Below are 16,246 nucleotides of genomic sequence, written 5' to 3'. Positions count from 1 at the left end.
AAAACATAATAACTATTATTAGAGATATAGCAGATCAAACAAACCTTCTAGCTCTTAATGCTGCAATAGAAGCAGCACGTGCAGGAGAGCATGGTAGAGGATTTGCTGTTGTTGCTGATGAAGTAAGAAAGCTAGCTGAAAGAACTCAAAAATCTCTAGGTGAGATAGAAGCAAATACAAATGTCCTAGCTCAATCAATAAATGAGATGAGTGAATCAATCAAAGAGCAAAGTGAAGGTATAAATATGATAAATCAATCAGTTGCTCAAATAGATAATCTGACAAAAGAAAACGTAGTAATTGCAAACCAAGCAAACGAAGTAACATCAGAAGTAGATGAGATGGCTAAAGCTATAGTTGAAGATGTTAGGAAGAATAAATTCTAAACTAAACCACTACAATTAAATACAAATCATAGCTCTCTAAAGCATTAGAGGGCTATGTAAATTTAGGCTAGATGATTAAATTTAACACACAAGAAACTTCAAACAAATTTTAAAATTTCATGAACGAGTAATTTCGGCTCTAAAATTTGAGCTAAGCTGTAAGCGAAGTCAAATTTTAGTAGTCAACTCTTGCGAGTGAATGGAATTTTAAAATTTGCAAAGCGGTTTAAAACCCCAGTAAATTTAAAATTTAGAGCCGTGATATGCCAGCTCTAAATTTAAAGTTTTTACAAGGTGAGACTTACAGTTTTGACTACAAATAAAGCATAGTCCCAAGGCGGATCATGTTTGAGCCACATTTTATCGCTAGCTCGAAGTCACTACTCATGCCCATCGAGCAGATAGTTGCGCCTTTTGACTTTAGGCTCTCGTAAATTTTATATGTTAGCTCAAAGCTCTTTTGCACCTCTTTTGGCTCATCCACGTGCGCTCCGATGCTCATCACGCCTTTTAAATTTATATTTTTGCACTCGCTTTGGATGCGCTCATAAATTTCAGCCGCATTTGCGACGCTGACACCTTGCTTTGTATCTTCATCGGCCGAGTTTATCTGAAGCAAAGTATCTAGCTTATAGCTGAGCCTTTTATCGACCTCTAGGGCCCTTTCGAAGCTATCACAGCTTTGCCAAAGCACTGGTTTTAGGCTTATCATTTGATTGATTTTATTATTTTGCAAGCGGCCGATCATGTGCCATTTGATGTCAGTGAAATTTTGCAGCTCTAGCTCTTTTTTGGCTAGCTCCTGGACTATGTTTTCGCCAAAATTTCTCTGCCCCTGCGCATAAAGCTCCCTTACTTCAGTGCATGTCACATTTTTGCTAACGGCTATTAGCGTCACATCTTTGCTTAAATTTTCTATCTTTTCAAGTAGATCTTTTAAAACTATCATCATAAACCTCCGCTTAATCTCATAATGTCATTGAAGGTCGCAAGCACCATTATGCCAAGCAGTAGCGCCCAGCCGCAGTAGGTGAGTACGACAAGCACCCGCTCATTTACCTCGCGTCTAAAAATTAGTTCATAAATGTTAAATAAAATATGTCCGCCATCAAGCGCTGGGATCGGAAAAAGGTTTAGCACGCCCAAATTTACAGAGATGAGCGCTACGATGGTTAAGAGCACGCTAAGGCTGATCTTGGCGGCCTTTGATGTGACATCGGCGATCTGCACGATGCCTCCCACCTCTTTTAGTGGCACAGCTCCAATGATTAGCTTTTCAAAGCTTTTAAAGATGAGTTTTGAAGCCTCGATCGTCTCGCCAAAGGCAAATTTTAGGCTACCAAGACCTGTGTGATAAATTTTTATCACTTCGCCATTTGGAGAGATGCCTATTAGTGGGCGCTCGATCTTTTCATTAAATAAATTTATCGTCTCGCCTATCTTTGGTGTTAAATTTATAGTTAGTGACGAGCCATTGCGGTCTATCAAAATGGTGCTTGGCTCAAGTTTTACATTTTTACTGATCTCGTCCCACTCGTTTATTTTTACGCCATTTATCGCTAAAATTTTATCGTTTTTTATAAGACCTGCGCTTGCAGCTGCCGAGCCCTCAGCTATGTGGCCGACACTTGGAGCAAGCCTCTCAACGCCGATAAATCCAAGCAAAATGTATATGAAAAATGCCAAGATAAAGTTAAAAAATGGCCCTGCAAAGAGGATGTAGATCCGCTTTAGCGGGCTTAGCACGTTGTAGCTGTCAGCGTCGTAGTTTTTAGCCTTTGGGTCGGTGTCGTCTTGTCCTTTTAGCTGCACATATCCGCCAAGTGGGATCGCGCTTAGGCAGTAGTCGGTGCCGCCAACGTTTTTGGTGTAAATTTTCTCGCCAAAGCCGATGCTAAAGGTATTTACTTTGACGCCTAGCGATCTTGCTGCTAAAAAGTGGCCAAGCTCGTGAAAAAATATGAGAAAACTAATGGCTAAAACGGTCACTAAAAAATAAAACGAATACGCATAGAGCCCAAGGCAAAGCAGGGCCAGCGTGAAGAGAATGCCTTTCAAAACTTACCTTTTTTTGAAAAAATTGTTGAGATTTTAGCCAAAATTTATAAATTTACTCTCAAATTTGGCTTGCCTTTTAGGCGAAAATTTCTTTTAGCCAAGAGAGTATTTTGGCTCTATTTAGCCCTTTGCTGACGCTAAAATAAGTTTTATCTTTATCGTCTAGGTCAAATTTCACATTAAAAAGTGACTTTATTTGATCTATAAATGGCTTTAAATTTAAAATATCAGGGCAGGGCAAAATATCTTTTGGCAGCTCTTGCAAAAAGCTCATGCCCTCATCGTTAAAATTTACTCTAGCTCTTGGCACAGCGTCGTTTCTAAGCTCTATCTCAAATGTGTGATCATACACAAATGGTGCAAAAAGGCGAATTTCTAAGTGAAATTTGCTAGCTAGCTCATCATCGCTTAAGCCTTGATTGCTAAACCAGTAGCCAAAATTTACGGCTTTTAGCGAGATATCAAAATCATAAGGATCAGCAGGAGTCACGCCTATATTGCGCAAAAGCTCATATATAGGTAGTTTTGCTTGCAAGCCATCATAATAGTCATAAAGCTTGGCAAGTAGCGGATGTGTGCGGCCGGCCTTCTCTTGCAAGCGTAAAATTTCAAAGATGTATCTGTGCGCAAAGGAGCGCTGCGATACCGAGCGAGTAGCTTGCATGCTTAGATAGTCTAAAATTTCAGGGCTTTTTGAAAAGCTCATAGCACTCCAAATGCCACGCAAAGTCTCTACGTCGTTATCAAATGTATCAAATTTATCTGCATGGGTTTTGTCGTATTCTAAAGCGCAGCTTAGTAAAAACTCATTTAGCTCAGGACTGATCACAGCGCCGATCTTTTCTAAATTTTTGGCATTATGATAAAAAGATGTATTGATGATCTTTTGATTTAGTTTTTTGGCTTGTTTTTGCAGTGCTGGCTCTAAATTTGCAGTGCGTTTTAGAATAATCTCTTGCAGGTCACAGCTCAAATTTAACTCTTTTTCATCGCTTTTACGTAGGCAAAAATGTATTCAAACCCAGAATAAAGCGTGAGTGCAACAGCTATCCAGAGCAAAAGCTCGCCACCAGGCCAGCTCATCAGTAAAAATCCAACCGCAAACATCTGCGAAACGGTTTTAACCTTGCCAGCCATCGAAGCAGCGACCTCGACGCCATCACTTGCCATCACGACACGAAAGCCAGTTATAAAAAACTCTCTTATCAAGATAAGATAAACAGCCCAAGCGCTCGCTCTGCCAAGCATCATGAGACCCAAAAATGCAGCCAAAATCAGCATCTTATCAGCTAGTGGGTCAAGGATAGCACCAAGCTTGGTCTTTTGATCCCAGCTTCTAGCGATGTAGCCGTCAAAAAAGTCAGTGACCGAGGCGATCACAAAGATAAGAGCTGCGAAGTAGTTTATCCAGCTTATATGAATTTGCGTAAAAATTCCTGGCGCATTTACGAGCATAAAAAACATAAGTGGAGCTAGCAATATCCTAAAAAATGCCAGTGAATTTGGTAAATTTAAGCTCACAAATATGCCTTTATGCCTAGAAATTTCACTCTCATTTAAAAGTCGTGCCACCATCTATTATAAATGTATGTCCAGTCACCCAGCTAGCCTTAGACGAGCATAAAAATAGACATGCTCCAGCTAGATCAGCAGGCTGTCCCATGCGGTTTAGCGGGCTAAGCTTTGCCGTCATGTCGCGCACCTCTTCGTAGTTTGTAAAGGCTCTTAGCGCGTCTGTCTCGATAGGGCCGCCGCTTACGACATTGACGCGGATATTTTTCTCGCCAAGCTCGGTCGCAGCATATCTTGCCATCGCTTCAACGGCTGCTTTTGCTGTGCCGTGGCCTGCGTAGTTTTCGATATAGACTAAATTTCCAGTTGAACTTAGGCTAATGATACTGCCGCCACCCACTTTTTCCATGCGTTTTGCAGCCTCTTGCGCGCCTACGACAAAGGCATTTACGGTTGCTGTAAAGATATTATTTATACCTCTTGGTTTTAGCTTCATAAATTTAGTGTATCCACCAGCTACCGCGCGGCCTGAGATGATAGCGTTTGAGATGAAAAAATCAACCCTGTCAAAGTCCTCATCTATCTTTAAAAATAGCTCCTTATAGGTCTCTGGCTCAAGGATGTTTAGCGCGTAGGCTCTAGCTTTTATCTTGTAGGTAGCCTCAAGCTCTTTTGCCTGCTCTTTGGCAAGCTCCTCGTTTGAGTTGTAGGTAAAAGCTATATTTACGCCAGCTTTTGCAAATTCTTCGACTATGGCTCTGCCGATGCCTCTAGTGCCGCCGCTGATGACTAGCGTTTTACATTTAAATTCGTTTAGTGTGTCCTTCATTAAAATCCCTTTATTTCGTAATTTTTAATAACTTCTTCGATCTTTTTAAAATTTTCTTTGCTCGGTTTGCAAAGTGGCAAGCGGTACTCCAAAGTGTCGATTAGCCCAGCTAGATACATCGCCGCTTTGATCGGTATCGGGTTGCTTTCGCAAAAGAGCGTTTTGTTTATCGTATAGAGGTTGTCATTTATCAGTTTTGCTTTTTTGTATTCTTCATTCATCGCAAGGTGAGTAAGCTGTGAAATTTGATCTGGCAAGAGGTTTGCAGTGACCGAGATGACGCCCTTGCCACCGTATGATAGGATAGGGTAGTTTATCGCATCTTCGCCGCTGATGACTACTAAATCAGGCTCGTGAGCTAGCAGATCGACACATCTATCGATGCTGCCTGTTGCTTCTTTGATGCCAAAAATGTTTTTACAATCTTTAAAAAGTCTAAAAACGGTTGCTGGCAAGATATCTACGCCAACTCTGCCTGGGACGTTGTAAAGAAGCACTGGAATTTCTATGCTGTTTGCGATAGCCTTGTAGTGCTCGTAAAGCCCTTCTTGCGTTGGTTTGTTGTAGTAAGGAGCGACTGATAAGATGCCGTGAGCGCCGTGAGCTTGGGCAAATTTAGCGATATCGATAGCCTCGTGAGTGGCGTTGCTGCCAGCTCCAGCGAGCACCTTGACATTTGTGCCTTTACATGCATCTACTGCTATCTCGATACAAATTCTATGCTCATCATGCGTTAAAGTCGCACTCTCGCCTGTTGTTCCCACTGGCACAACGACGTCTATACCGTTTTTTATCTGTCTTTTTATCAGTTTTTCAAAACTGACTTCATCTATTTTTTGGTTTTTAAATGGCGTAACTAGTGCTGTCATCGCACCTTGAAGCGAATTTTTCACGTCTATTCCTTTTTTAAGATTATTGTCGTGCTAGTTTTTTCATTGAAATATCTATTTGCTATCTCTTTTAAAAGCTTGGCATCTATCTTATCTATATTTTTCTCAAGCTCGTAAAGTGGCTTTATGTCGCCTCTAGCAAGGTATGAGCCATATAAATTTGCCACCTTGCTCGCGCTCTCAAATGAGTAGATAAAATCAGTTTTTATCAAATTTTTAACTCTTAAAACATCCTCTTTGTCGATTGGCTTTCTCTTTAGATCATCTATGATTTTTAAAATTTCAGCCTCAACCGCGCTAGCCTCGACATCTGGGTTGCAAACTGCTAAAAATATAAATAAATTTTCATCAACGCAGCTCATATTGTAAGCATAAATTTGATTTACAAGCATAAGCTCATCGACAAGGCGTTGCTGTAAAATGGAGCTTTTACCAGTGGCTAAATATTCACTTATCGCATTTAGTCCCACTTGATCATCGTGCCTAAAGTCTGGAATTTTATAAGCGATAGCTAGCATTTGCGTTTGGCTATCTTTATAGATGATGGCCCTTCTAGCGCCATCTTGCTCAGGCTCTTTGCAGTGCAGTTTTGGTATGGCTTTTTTGTTTTTTATGCTGATAAAGTTTTTCTTAGCTAGCTTAAATGCCTCGTCCTTACTGATGTCGCCACTTATCATCAAAATGGCGTTTTTTGGCTGATAATATGTAGCGTGAAATTCTTTTATGTCAGCGATCTTCCAGTTTTCGATATCTTTTATGAAGCCTATCGGTGTCCAGTGGTATGGGTGGTAGATAAATGCGTGGTTGTAGAGCCTAAAGTAGAGGTATCCCATAGGGTTGTTATCTGTTCGCCACCTGCGCTCTTCGTATACCACCTCGCGCTCTGGCTGAAATTCTTTATCTTTTAGGCTTAAATTTTTCATAAGCTCGGCAAAAAGACCAAGCGTTTTGTCTAAATTTTCATTTGAGGCTTTTATAAAGTAGTGAGTGTAGTCAAAGCCCGTGCTTGCGTTATTTACGCCGCCAAAGCCTTTTACGATCTCGTCAAACTCCCCAGCTCGTAAATTTTTAGTTGATTTGAAATTTAGATGCTCTAGCATGTGAGCGATGCCGCTTTTGCCCATCACTTCGTTTCTGGAGCCAACTTTATAAAAGACATCGACGCTTATCACTTTTGAGCCAGGATTTACTGGCACGTGATAAATTTCAAGTCCATTTTCTAGTTTAAATTTATTAAATTTTATCAATCTCTTGCCCTCTATTTTTTAACGTCTGCGCCGACTGCTTCGCTGATAGAAGCAAAGCCATCTCTTTTTAAAAGCTCTAAAATTTCTAAATTTATATCTCTTGCGATCATCGGCCCTTTAAAGATAAAGCTTGTAAAAATTTGCACTAAATTTGCTCCCATTTTTATGCGCTCATAAGCCTCTGCACCGCTATCTATGCCACCACATGCGATAAGCGTCGTCTTGCCATAAAGCTCGTCTGCCACGGCTTTAAAGATATCTTTTGACTTTTTGGCGATCACCTTGCCGCTTAGTCCGCCAAAATCCTTTAAATTTGATGAGTGAGAGAGCGAATAATCAACGCTTGTATTTGAAACAAGCACGCCACTAGCGCCGTTTTCTACCGCACAGCTACAAAGTTTGATCGCATCTTCGTGGCTCATATCAGGAGCTATCTTAAAGATGATCGGCTTTTTAGTTAGTGGCAAAATGACGCTAAAAAGCTCTTTTATGAAGCTCTCATCTTGCAGCGCTCTTAAATTTGGCGTGTTTGGCGATGAGACATTTATGACAAATGTATCGCAAATTTCACTAAATTCTCTTACTAAAATTTCATAGTCTTTTATCGCATCTTCGTTTGGTGTAACCTTGTTTTTACCGATGTTTGCCCAGATCGGTATGGTAAAAGGATAGATCTTTTTTACTCTATTTTTGATAGCCTCGCAGCCTTCGTTGTTAAAGCCCATCGCATTTTGGATGCTCTCTTCGTCTATGAGCCTAAAAAGCCTTGGTTTTGCGTTGCCAGGTTGTGGTTTTGGTGTAAATGTGCCAAATTCTAAATGTCCAAACCCAAGAGCTGTGAGCGCTTCAAACATCGTGGCGTTTTTATCAAAGCCACCAGCTATGCCAACTGGGTTGTGATAGGTGCTTGAGAATAAATTTTGTTTTAGCGCGTTGTCATCGACCACGCATTTGTGCGCCAAAAAGCTTAGCGAGCCAGGGAAGATTTTATTTGCCCCGACCATCGCTACTTCAGCGATCTTGTGGGCAGTTTCAGGATCAAATTTGAAAAATATAGATTTTAAAGTATTGTAGTTTAAGCTCATTTTAACCTCTTTAAAATGCCTAAAATTTCTGCAAATCTTAGCAAAAATCGCCTTAAACTAAGGCTTTGCCCTTAAGCCTTGCATAAATTTCATTTCTCTTACTAAGCTCCTCGTCGCTTCCACTATCAATGATCTTGCCATCACTCAAAACTGCGATCTTATCGGCATTTTCAACCGTGCTTAAGCGGTGAGCGATGACAAAGATGATCTTTTTGCTTCTTAGATTATTTATCGCTTTTGTGATCTCTTTTTCGCTCTCATTATCAAGTGCAGAAGTAGCCTCGTCAAAGATGAGGATTTGTGGGTTTTGATAAAGCGCTCTTGCTATGGCGATGCGCTGTCTTTGACCGCCTGAGAGGTTGGTGCCAAATTCATTTAAGATAGTGTTTATGCCATCATCAAGCTTGCTTACAAACTCATAAGCATTAGCCAGTTTTAGTGCGTTTATCACGGCATCTTCGTTAAATTCTCTGCCGTAAGCTACGTTTTTAGCAACTGTGTCGTTAAAGATATAGACGCGCTGGGTTACAAGGCCGATATTTTGGCGAAGTGAGTGAATTTTGATATCTTTTAAATTTATGCCATTTATCAAAATTTCTCCGTCATTTACGTCGTAAAATCTCATAAGCAAATTCATAAGCGAGCTTTTTCCGCCGCCACTTGAGCCAACAAGGGCTATAAATTCTGACTTGCGAGCCTCTAAATTTATCCCTTTTAAGACCTCTTTGTCGCCGTAGCTTAAGCGGACATTGTTAAATTTGATCAAATTTATCTCTTCATTTAGCTCATTTTCGCCATCTTTTATCTGGCTCACCTTATCCATCAAGAAAAACGTCCTCTCGCTCGCTGCGATGGCATCTTGCATCTTATTGTAGATATTTACGATGCGTTTTAGCGGGGTGTAGAGCATAAAAAGCGCTGTTAAAAATGAAAAGAATGCGCCCATATTTATATGCCCGTCGATGACGTCTTTGCCGCCTATGATGATAACAGCTGCCACACCTATCGAGCCTATGGTCTCCATTAGCGGGCTTACTAGCTGCTCGATCTTGACGCTTTTTAAATTTAGCCTAAAAAATTTATTATTTTCATCAACAAAGCGTGAATGCTCGTATTCTTGGGCATTATTTGCTTTGATTATCTCGATATTTGTAAAAATTTCACTAAGCGCAGATGTGATGTCTGATGTTTTTTCTTGCGACTGCTTTGAAATTTTCTTCATCCTTTTAGCAAGGCGCGAGATCGGATAGATCGCTACTGGCATGACGACAAGGGCGAAAAATGCCAACTTTGGGCTTTGGTAGATGACGACGCAAAGAAGCCCTATAATAGTTATAAATTCCCTCGTAAGTTCAGGGATCATGCTTGAGACTATCGATCTTATGCGGTCGATGTCGTTTGTTGTTCTGCTGATTAGCTCGCCGGTTCTAAATTCATTGAAAAAATCCATATCTAAATTTAAAAGGTTTGCAACCATCTTTTCGCGAAATCTTCTAATCGTATCTTGCCCGATATATGCCGTAAAATAGGCCTGCATGAAGGTTCCGATATTTTTTATAACGTAGATCGCGATGATGGCGCAAGGCAAGATGTAAAGTAGCTTTTCGTTTTTCTCAACGAAAATTTTATTTAGCACAGGCTCTACCAGATAGGCACTTACCGCCGTTCCGCCACTTGCAAGCCCCATGCCGATGATGGCAAAAATAAAGTGTGGGATATAGTCTTTAAAATATGGACCAAAGCGCTTTAGCACATCTTTTAAGCCAAAATTATTCATTATTTCTCTCCCAAACTGCGCCATTTGGTGTGTCCATGATAGAGATATTCATCTTTGCTAGCTCATCTCTTATCTCATCAGCCCTTGCGAAATTTCTCTCTTTTTTAGCTACCGCGCGCTCATCAAGAAGTTTTTTGATATGCTCTTTTTGCTTGTCACTTACACCAAACTGAAAATACTCCACATAGTTTGTGATAGCAATGCCTAAAATTTCACCTATTAACTCTAAATTTGCGACCACTTCAGCCTTATATGCTTTATCTTTTGGGTTGTTATCAAATCTTTCATTTGCCGTTTTTACAAACTCATCGACGCTTGCAAGCGCCTTTGAAGCGTTTAGATCATCGCTTAGTGCCTCAAGTAGCTCACTTTTAAAGCTCTCATTTGCCATGCCTGCTTGCACGCCATCGACTCTTTTTTTGAGGCGGTAAATTTTATCAAGCCTCTTTTTTGAAGCCACTAGATCTTCATCTGAATAGTTAAAATGCGCCCTATAATGGCTCGTAAGCAAGTAATATCTAAGCACCTCGCCATGAACGTTTTTTAGGGCGTCCTTTACGAAAAAGCTGTTATTTAGGCTCTTGCTCATCTTTTCGTTATTTACTTTTATAAAGCCGTTGTGCATCCAGTATTTGCTCAAATTCTTGTGATAGGCACATCTGCACTGGCTAGCCTCGTTTTCGTGGTGTGGAAAGAGTAGGTCGATGCCACCAGCGTGGATGTCGATCTCAAATTTATCATTTTCTTTATCGCTTAAAAACTCCCTTATCATCGCTACGCACTCGGTGTGCCAGCCAGGGCGACCCTTGCCAAATGGGCTCTCATACCATTTCTCATCAAATTTCCAAAGCACGAAGTCTTTTTCGTCTCTTTTCTCGCCAAAACTTGCCACGCGCGCGATAAGATCGGTGTTATTATCCTTGCCGCTAATGCTAAAATAGCCACTATCCTTGCTAGTATCAAAGTAAATTCCATCGCTGGTTTTATACGCCACACCTCTATCCATAAGCACCTTGATGTAGCTAATGATCGCCTCTAAGCACTGCGTAGCCTTTGGTTTAAAGTCTGGATCAAGCACGTTTAAAGCGCCCATGTCGCTCTCGTAATGCGCTATATATTTGTTTGTGATCTCCTCTAGGCTTTGGCCAGTTTGCGCCATCTTGTTTAAAATTTTATCGTCAATGTCGGTGTAGTTTCTTGCAAATTTGACCTTGTAGCCAAGCGCTTTTAAGACCCTTCTTAAAAGATCAAAGCTAACGGCTGACTTTGCGTGTCCCAAATGCGCGTCGTCATAGACCGTTGGGCCGCACAGATAGATGCTAACTTCACCATCTTTAATAGGGCTAAACTCAACCTTTTCTCTTTTATAAGTATCAAAAATTCGCATTAAATATATCCTTTAAAAATGTTAAACCAAAATAGAGCAAAACCGCCAAAACAGCGATGGCGGCTATAAATTTAGGCTCGATTATAGCTAAAAATCGCTTAGCCCCAAAGGCTCTAATGTATAAAATAAGCTGTAAAAATCCCCCGAGCGAGCTTGCAAATGCAAGGCCGGCTGCTCCAAATTTCTGCATCAAAATGACAGCTAGGATCAAATTTATCACAAGGCAGATGATAGAAATTTTGGCTGCCTCTTTTTGCTTCATATTTGCATAGAGCCAAAGTGAGAAAATTTTAGCCAGTCCAAATGGCGTGAGCCCCACCAAATAGGCACTTAGCACCTTGGCGCACTCAATGGTGTTTGCCCTTACGAAATTCCCTCTCTCAAACAAGAGCCAGATGATAAACTCACTTAGCACAACGCCTGCGATCGTGGCTGCTAGCAGGGCGCAAAGAAGCAGGTAAAAGCTCTTTTTCGTCCAAACTAGGGCGTTGGCTTCATCTTTTTGTTTTAAAAGCCTAGTGATCTTTGGAAAGAGTGCCTGAGAGAGTGCGATCGCAAAGATGGCAAGTGGGAGCTGGAAAATTCTATTTGCATAAAAGAGGTAGCTTATCGAGCCGCTTACCAAAAAGCTAGCCAGCCAAGTGTCCATAAATGCGCTTATCTGCATCGCACTTGAGCCAAGTAAGCCGTGGTAGAAATTTATAAAAAAATCTTTGCTCTGCGCTCTTTTGCCTTTAAAATATCCGCTTAGACCGCCCCAGAAAATTTTATTTAAGGCGTTAAATTTCATAGCGATTAGATGCACTAAAACCTGCAAAATACCGCCTGCAACGACGCCAAAGCTAAGATAAAGTGCGACCACGCTCTCGCTCTTGCCGCGAGCCAAAAGTAGTGAAGCGATCATGGCTAAATTTAGTAGTGCAGTAGAAAACGCAGTCGTTGCAAAGTGCCCTTTGTACTGAAGCAGCGCACCCATGAAAGTGACGATATAAACAAGAGCTAGATAGTAGAAATTTATGCGCACAAGTGGCACTGCGTCTGTGATATTTTGCTCGCTTAAACCGCTTGCGATGATCTTTATAAAGTAGGGCGTAAATAAATTTACAAGAAGCGTCAAAATGCCTATAAAAAGTAGAAATTTGATGAAAATTTCAGCTTGAAAGATCGCTTTTTTCTTGTTATTTGCAAAATTTGGCAAAAACGCCTGTGTAAAAGCCCCCTCGCCAAAGATACGGCGAAATAAATTTGGTATCTTAAAAGCTATAAAAAAGAGGTCGCTAAATATGCCAGCACCAAGGATAGAGGCCGTTAAAAGATCTCTTATAAGCCCTAAAATCCTTGAAGTCATGATGCCAACTGAGTTTGAAAAAAAGCCTTTTATAAACATCGCCCACCTAGTAAATTTAAAAATGCAATAGTAACAAAAGATGCTTTAAAGCTTACATAACCCAAATTTAATAAAGTTTTAGAGATAATAAGAGCCAAAATTTTATGTGAAATGGATCAAATTTGAGCGAGAACGTGCAAGAAAACGAGAGATTTTTACCACCAACGCAAATTCAAACTTCAACGCCTTATCTATCGCTTAAAGAGCTAAGCAAACAATACAGCGTGCCGGTAGAATTTATAGACTTTAAACTCTCAAATATCTTAACTTACTACAAAAATAAAGATAACGTCGAGCCAGTTTTTGTCCCTGAAGAAAATTTAAGCTTTTTTGATGACAACACATTTTATCTTGACGAGACGCTAGAGATCGAGCAGGTCTATGACGTGGAGTTTTTTGACGTTAGGCTAAATGCCACGCCAAAGTTGCCAAAGATAGACATTGGCGTAAATTCAACCATAACAAAGGTCATCGCAAAGGTTAGGGCGAGCAAAGAGTGCGAATACGAACAACACTACGAAGATAAGCTTTTTGAATACATCGCAAAACAGCTTATGAAGGCTCAAATTTTAATAGGCATAAGGATCGGCAAGCTAAAAGAAGAATTAAAGCAAATCGCCTCGATCATCCACGTAAAAGGTGAGCTTGACAAGGACTACACGCTAAATTTAACCCAGGGCATCAACCCTAAAAAGGCGATTAATGCAAAGATCATCTACTACTACAAAGATAAGCTTGATGATATAAAAGAAGAAGATAAGGTTGATTACGCTGATAGGGGCTTTGTCTTTGGCGTGGCAAAAGATGAAGTGATAATGGAGGAGAAAAAGTCACACGAGGGCGCAAATGGACGCGACGTAAGAGGTAAGCTTATAGAGGTTGCAAAGCCAAAAGAAGAGAGCGAAAAAGAGATAAGTATAAGCGAAAATATCGAGCGCGTAGAAAACGACGAGAGCATAAAATACATCGCTAAAAAAGCAGGCTACGTGGTCGAGAAAAACGGCTCTTTTGACATCGAAGAGCGCATAGAGATAAATGAAGCAAATTTTAAAACGACTGGTTCTATCCAAGCAGGCACCGACACAAACGTCACATTAGTAGTTCGTGAGACTGACACGATAAAAGATGCTATCGGCACCGGCATCATCGTTGAGGCTGATGAGATCGAAGTAAAGGGTAATGTCGGCGCAAATGCGATGGTCAAGGCAAATGATGTAAATATCGGCGGTCAAACGCACCAAAAGGCTAAAATTTATGCCAAACACGCCAAAATTTCTATCCACATCGGCAAGGTTGAGGCTGAAAGCGTCGAGATAGATAGGCTAGAAGGTGGCACTGTCATAGCAAAAAGAGTGAAGATAAATAGCGTAGTTGGCGGCTCGATAACGGCTCAAAACATCCAGATAGACACGCTTGGCTCAAACTGCACCATCACAGCCTCGCACCTAATCGACGTTAGATATCTAAAAGGCACTGATAATAAATTTATCATTGACGCTAGCAAGATGCCAGAAAGTGCGGAGGCTACGCAAGATCAGTTAAGCAAGATAGAGAGCACCAAGCTTGAACTCTCAACACTTCTTAAAAATATAGAGAGCAAGAAAAATGTCATCAACGAGAACAAAGACTCGATCTACACGATAAAAGCTAAGATCGAAGAGCTATCAAAGGCCAAAGTGATACCGCCAGTTACATTTATAAAAAAGCTAAAAGAGTATCAAGGGCTCGTTAATGAGTACAACACCTTACTTAGAATTTTCAAAGAGAAAAAAGAACTGCTTTCTGATCTAAAAGATGAGCTTGAGATGATGCAAAATGGCATATTCTCAGCCAAAGTGATAAACAGAGGCAACTGGATCGAGCTAAATGAGATAAGATTTGTCATCGTAGATCCCCCACAAAACGTCACATACGTCTCAAAACAAAACGAGACTGCTCACGTCATCACGCTTGATAAATTTGACAACGGCGGCGAGGTCGAATACAAGATCAAAAAGTCAAACAAACTTGAAGACTACGCGGATATAAATTTCATGGAACAAAAGGTTAAATGATGATAAAAGCAATCGAAGGCGTCGTTACAAAAAAAGACCCTGCATTTGTGATACTTAAGACAAATAGCGGCGTAAGTTATGGAATTTTCATCTCGCTTTTTTGCTCAGCAAAACTTAGCAAAGGCGAAAAAACCGAGCTTGCTATAACGCAGATCATAAGAGAGGACGCGAATTTACTCTACGGCTTTTTAGACGCAAATGAGCAAAAGATGTTTGAGATGCTTATAAAGCTAAATGGCATCGGAGCTAGCACAGCGATGGCGGTTTGCTCAAGCCTTAGCTCGCAGGCATTTACAAATGCCATAATAAGCGGCGACGCAGACACTTTTAAAAGCGTGCCAGGCATCGGACCAAAGACAGCTAGGCGCATAATAGCCGAGCTAAGTGACGCTAAACTTATAAGCGACGAGAGCGTGCCAAGCTACCAAAATGACGCGCTTTTGGCACTTGAGGCGCTTGGCTTTAAGCGTGAGAAGATAGTGAAAATTTTGCCTGATTGTAAGAGTGAAAACACGAGCGATCTTATAAAAGAGGCACTTAAAAAACTAGGATAAGGATAAAAAAAGATGAATTTAGGCGTGATATTTGGGGCAAAAAGTTTTGAGCATGAGATAAGCATAGTAAGCGCGATAGTTTTAAAAAACGTCCTAAAACAGGGGCTAAAATTTATATTTTGTGACGCAGACAGAGGCTTTTATCTGATCGAAGAGAAAAATATGAGGGCAAATTTCTTTAGCTCTGGCAAATACAAAAACTCAAAAAAACTATTTTTATCTAAAGGCGGCTTTTATACACACTCGCTTTTTGGTATAAATAGGCTTGATTGCGATGTGGTTATAAATTTGATCCATGGCATGGACGGCGAAGATGGCAAGATAGCGGCACTTTTTGACTTTTACGGGGTCAAATACATAGGTCCAAGGCTTGAAGCAAGCGTGCTTAGCTACAACAAAGAGCTTACTAAATTTCTAGCGCAAAAGGCTGGCGTAAAGGCGCTTGACTATGAGATGCTAACTCGTCAAAGTGAGCCAAAATTTCACTATCCTATTATATTAAAGCCAGCAAGGCTAGGCAGCAGCATCGGCGTGAGCGTCGTGCATGATGATAGCGAGCTTGCCTACGCAAAAGACGTTGCGTTTGAATTTGACAAAGATGTTTTGGTAGAGCCCTTTATAAAAGGCGTCAAAGAGTATAACCTTGCAGGCTGCAAGATCGATGGAAAGATCAAATTTTCTATCGTCGAAGAGCCAAAAAAGAAAGAATTTCTTGACTACGAGCAAAAATATCTAAGTTTTTCAAATGAAAACAAGGTAAAAGAGGCGGAAATTTCAGAAGAGCTAAAACAAAAGCTTAAATTTAACTTTTCTAAAATTTATGATTGTGGATTTGACGGAGCGATCATTAGATGCGACTTTTTCGTGATAGATGACGAGGTCTACCTAAACGAGATCAACCCAAATCCAGGAAGCCTTGCGAACTATCTATTTGAGGACTTTGAGAGCACGCTAAACGCCCTTGCAAACTCACTTCCAAAAGAGCGTGAGATAAAGATTGATTATAAATTTATAAACTCTATCACTTCGGTAAAAGGTAGCGGCAAGCTCTAGTTTATTTAGCGATATATAAAGTAGTTT

At 40.6% G+C, this 16,246-nt stretch carries 15 protein-coding genes; 4 read left to right on the top strand and 11 right to left on the bottom strand.

The window, feature by feature from the left end; genetic code table 11:
- On the top strand, positions 1–386 hold a 386-nt coding region (locus FZ945_RS01570; RefSeq protein ID WP_262367130.1), incomplete at its 5' end, for a methyl-accepting chemotaxis protein.
- A gap of 313 nt (positions 387–699) precedes the next feature.
- Here FZ945_RS01570 and FZ945_RS01565 read toward each other — a convergent pair.
- From FZ945_RS01565 to murJ, 11 genes are all read right to left on the bottom strand, one after another.
- The gene (locus tag FZ945_RS01565; RefSeq protein WP_187424141.1) at positions 700–1,338 is read right to left on the bottom strand and encodes a YggS family pyridoxal phosphate-dependent enzyme; all 639 of its coding nucleotides are present in this window, start codon (positions 1,336–1,338) and stop codon (positions 700–702) included.
- Positions 1,335–2,444, bottom strand: coding sequence for an RIP metalloprotease RseP (gene rseP / locus FZ945_RS01560; RefSeq protein WP_148802013.1), 1,110 nt, complete (start codon positions 2,442–2,444; stop codon positions 1,335–1,337). Before rseP ends, FZ945_RS01565 begins: the two co-directional genes overlap by 4 nt.
- 76 nt (positions 2,445–2,520) lie before the next feature.
- Positions 2,521–3,417 carry a hypothetical protein gene (locus FZ945_RS01555; protein ID WP_148802011.1) on the bottom strand — a complete coding sequence of 299 codons (897 nt, stop codon included), beginning with the start codon at positions 3,415–3,417 and terminating at the stop codon, positions 2,521–2,523.
- Between the two features lie 2 nt (positions 3,418–3,419).
- Positions 3,420–3,965, bottom strand: a complete 546-nt coding sequence (gene pgsA, locus FZ945_RS01550; protein ID WP_009293904.1) for a CDP-diacylglycerol--glycerol-3-phosphate 3-phosphatidyltransferase — start codon at positions 3,963–3,965, stop codon at positions 3,420–3,422.
- A 31-nt stretch (positions 3,966–3,996) separates the two neighbouring features.
- A complete protein-coding gene (locus FZ945_RS01545) occupies positions 3,997–4,785 on the bottom strand; it encodes an enoyl-ACP reductase (RefSeq protein WP_107930424.1) in 789 nt (262 codons plus the stop codon).
- The gene (dapA, locus tag FZ945_RS01540) at positions 4,785–5,654 is read right to left on the bottom strand and encodes a 4-hydroxy-tetrahydrodipicolinate synthase (protein WP_196779711.1); all 870 of its coding nucleotides are present in this window, start codon (positions 5,652–5,654) and stop codon (positions 4,785–4,787) included. The genes FZ945_RS01545 and dapA overlap by 1 nt, the downstream gene beginning before the upstream one ends.
- Before the next feature lie 26 nt (positions 5,655–5,680).
- Positions 5,681–6,922 (bottom strand): M16 family metallopeptidase, encoded by a 1,242-nt coding sequence (locus FZ945_RS01535; RefSeq protein WP_107930427.1) that lies wholly within the window; start codon positions 6,920–6,922, stop codon positions 5,681–5,683.
- Between the two features lie 11 nt (positions 6,923–6,933).
- On the bottom strand, positions 6,934–8,007 hold the full coding sequence (locus FZ945_RS01530; RefSeq protein WP_107930429.1) for a quinone-dependent dihydroorotate dehydrogenase: 1,074 nt from the start codon (positions 8,005–8,007) through the stop codon (positions 6,934–6,936).
- A gap of 52 nt (positions 8,008–8,059) precedes the next feature.
- On the bottom strand, positions 8,060–9,784 hold the full coding sequence (locus FZ945_RS01525) for an ABC transporter ATP-binding protein (RefSeq protein WP_021087599.1): 1,725 nt from the start codon (positions 9,782–9,784) through the stop codon (positions 8,060–8,062).
- Positions 9,777–11,171, bottom strand: a complete 1,395-nt coding sequence (gene cysS, locus FZ945_RS01520; RefSeq protein WP_148802009.1) for a cysteine--tRNA ligase — start codon at positions 11,169–11,171, stop codon at positions 9,777–9,779. Before cysS ends, FZ945_RS01525 begins: the two co-directional genes overlap by 8 nt.
- On the bottom strand, positions 11,158–12,558 hold the full coding sequence (gene murJ, locus FZ945_RS01515) for a murein biosynthesis integral membrane protein MurJ (RefSeq protein WP_148802007.1): 1,401 nt from the start codon (positions 12,556–12,558) through the stop codon (positions 11,158–11,160). Before murJ ends, cysS begins: the two co-directional genes overlap by 14 nt.
- 122 nt (positions 12,559–12,680) lie before the next feature.
- Between murJ and FZ945_RS01510 the strand changes: the two genes are divergently transcribed.
- Genes FZ945_RS01510 through FZ945_RS01500 form a run of 3 tightly spaced genes read left to right on the top strand, consistent with a single transcriptional unit; the run spans position 12,681 to position 16,219 of the window.
- Entirely contained in the window at positions 12,681–14,612 is a 1,932-nt protein-coding gene (locus FZ945_RS01510) for a flagellar assembly protein A (RefSeq protein WP_148802005.1), read from the top strand.
- A complete protein-coding gene (gene ruvA, locus FZ945_RS01505; protein WP_148802004.1) occupies positions 14,612–15,166 on the top strand; it encodes a Holliday junction branch migration protein RuvA in 555 nt (184 codons plus the stop codon). The genes FZ945_RS01510 and ruvA overlap by 1 nt, the downstream gene beginning before the upstream one ends.
- Before the next feature lie 12 nt (positions 15,167–15,178).
- Entirely contained in the window at positions 15,179–16,219 is a 1,041-nt protein-coding gene (locus FZ945_RS01500) for a D-alanine--D-alanine ligase (protein WP_148802001.1), read from the top strand.
- The last annotated feature ends 27 nt before the right edge of the window (positions 16,220–16,246 follow it).

Origin of the sequence: Campylobacter concisus, assembly GCF_902460535.1 — a bacterium.
GTDB classification, from domain to species: domain Bacteria; phylum Campylobacterota; class Campylobacteria; order Campylobacterales; family Campylobacteraceae; genus Campylobacter_A; species Campylobacter_A concisus_AS.
This window is presented reverse-complemented; position numbering and strand designations above follow the sequence as displayed.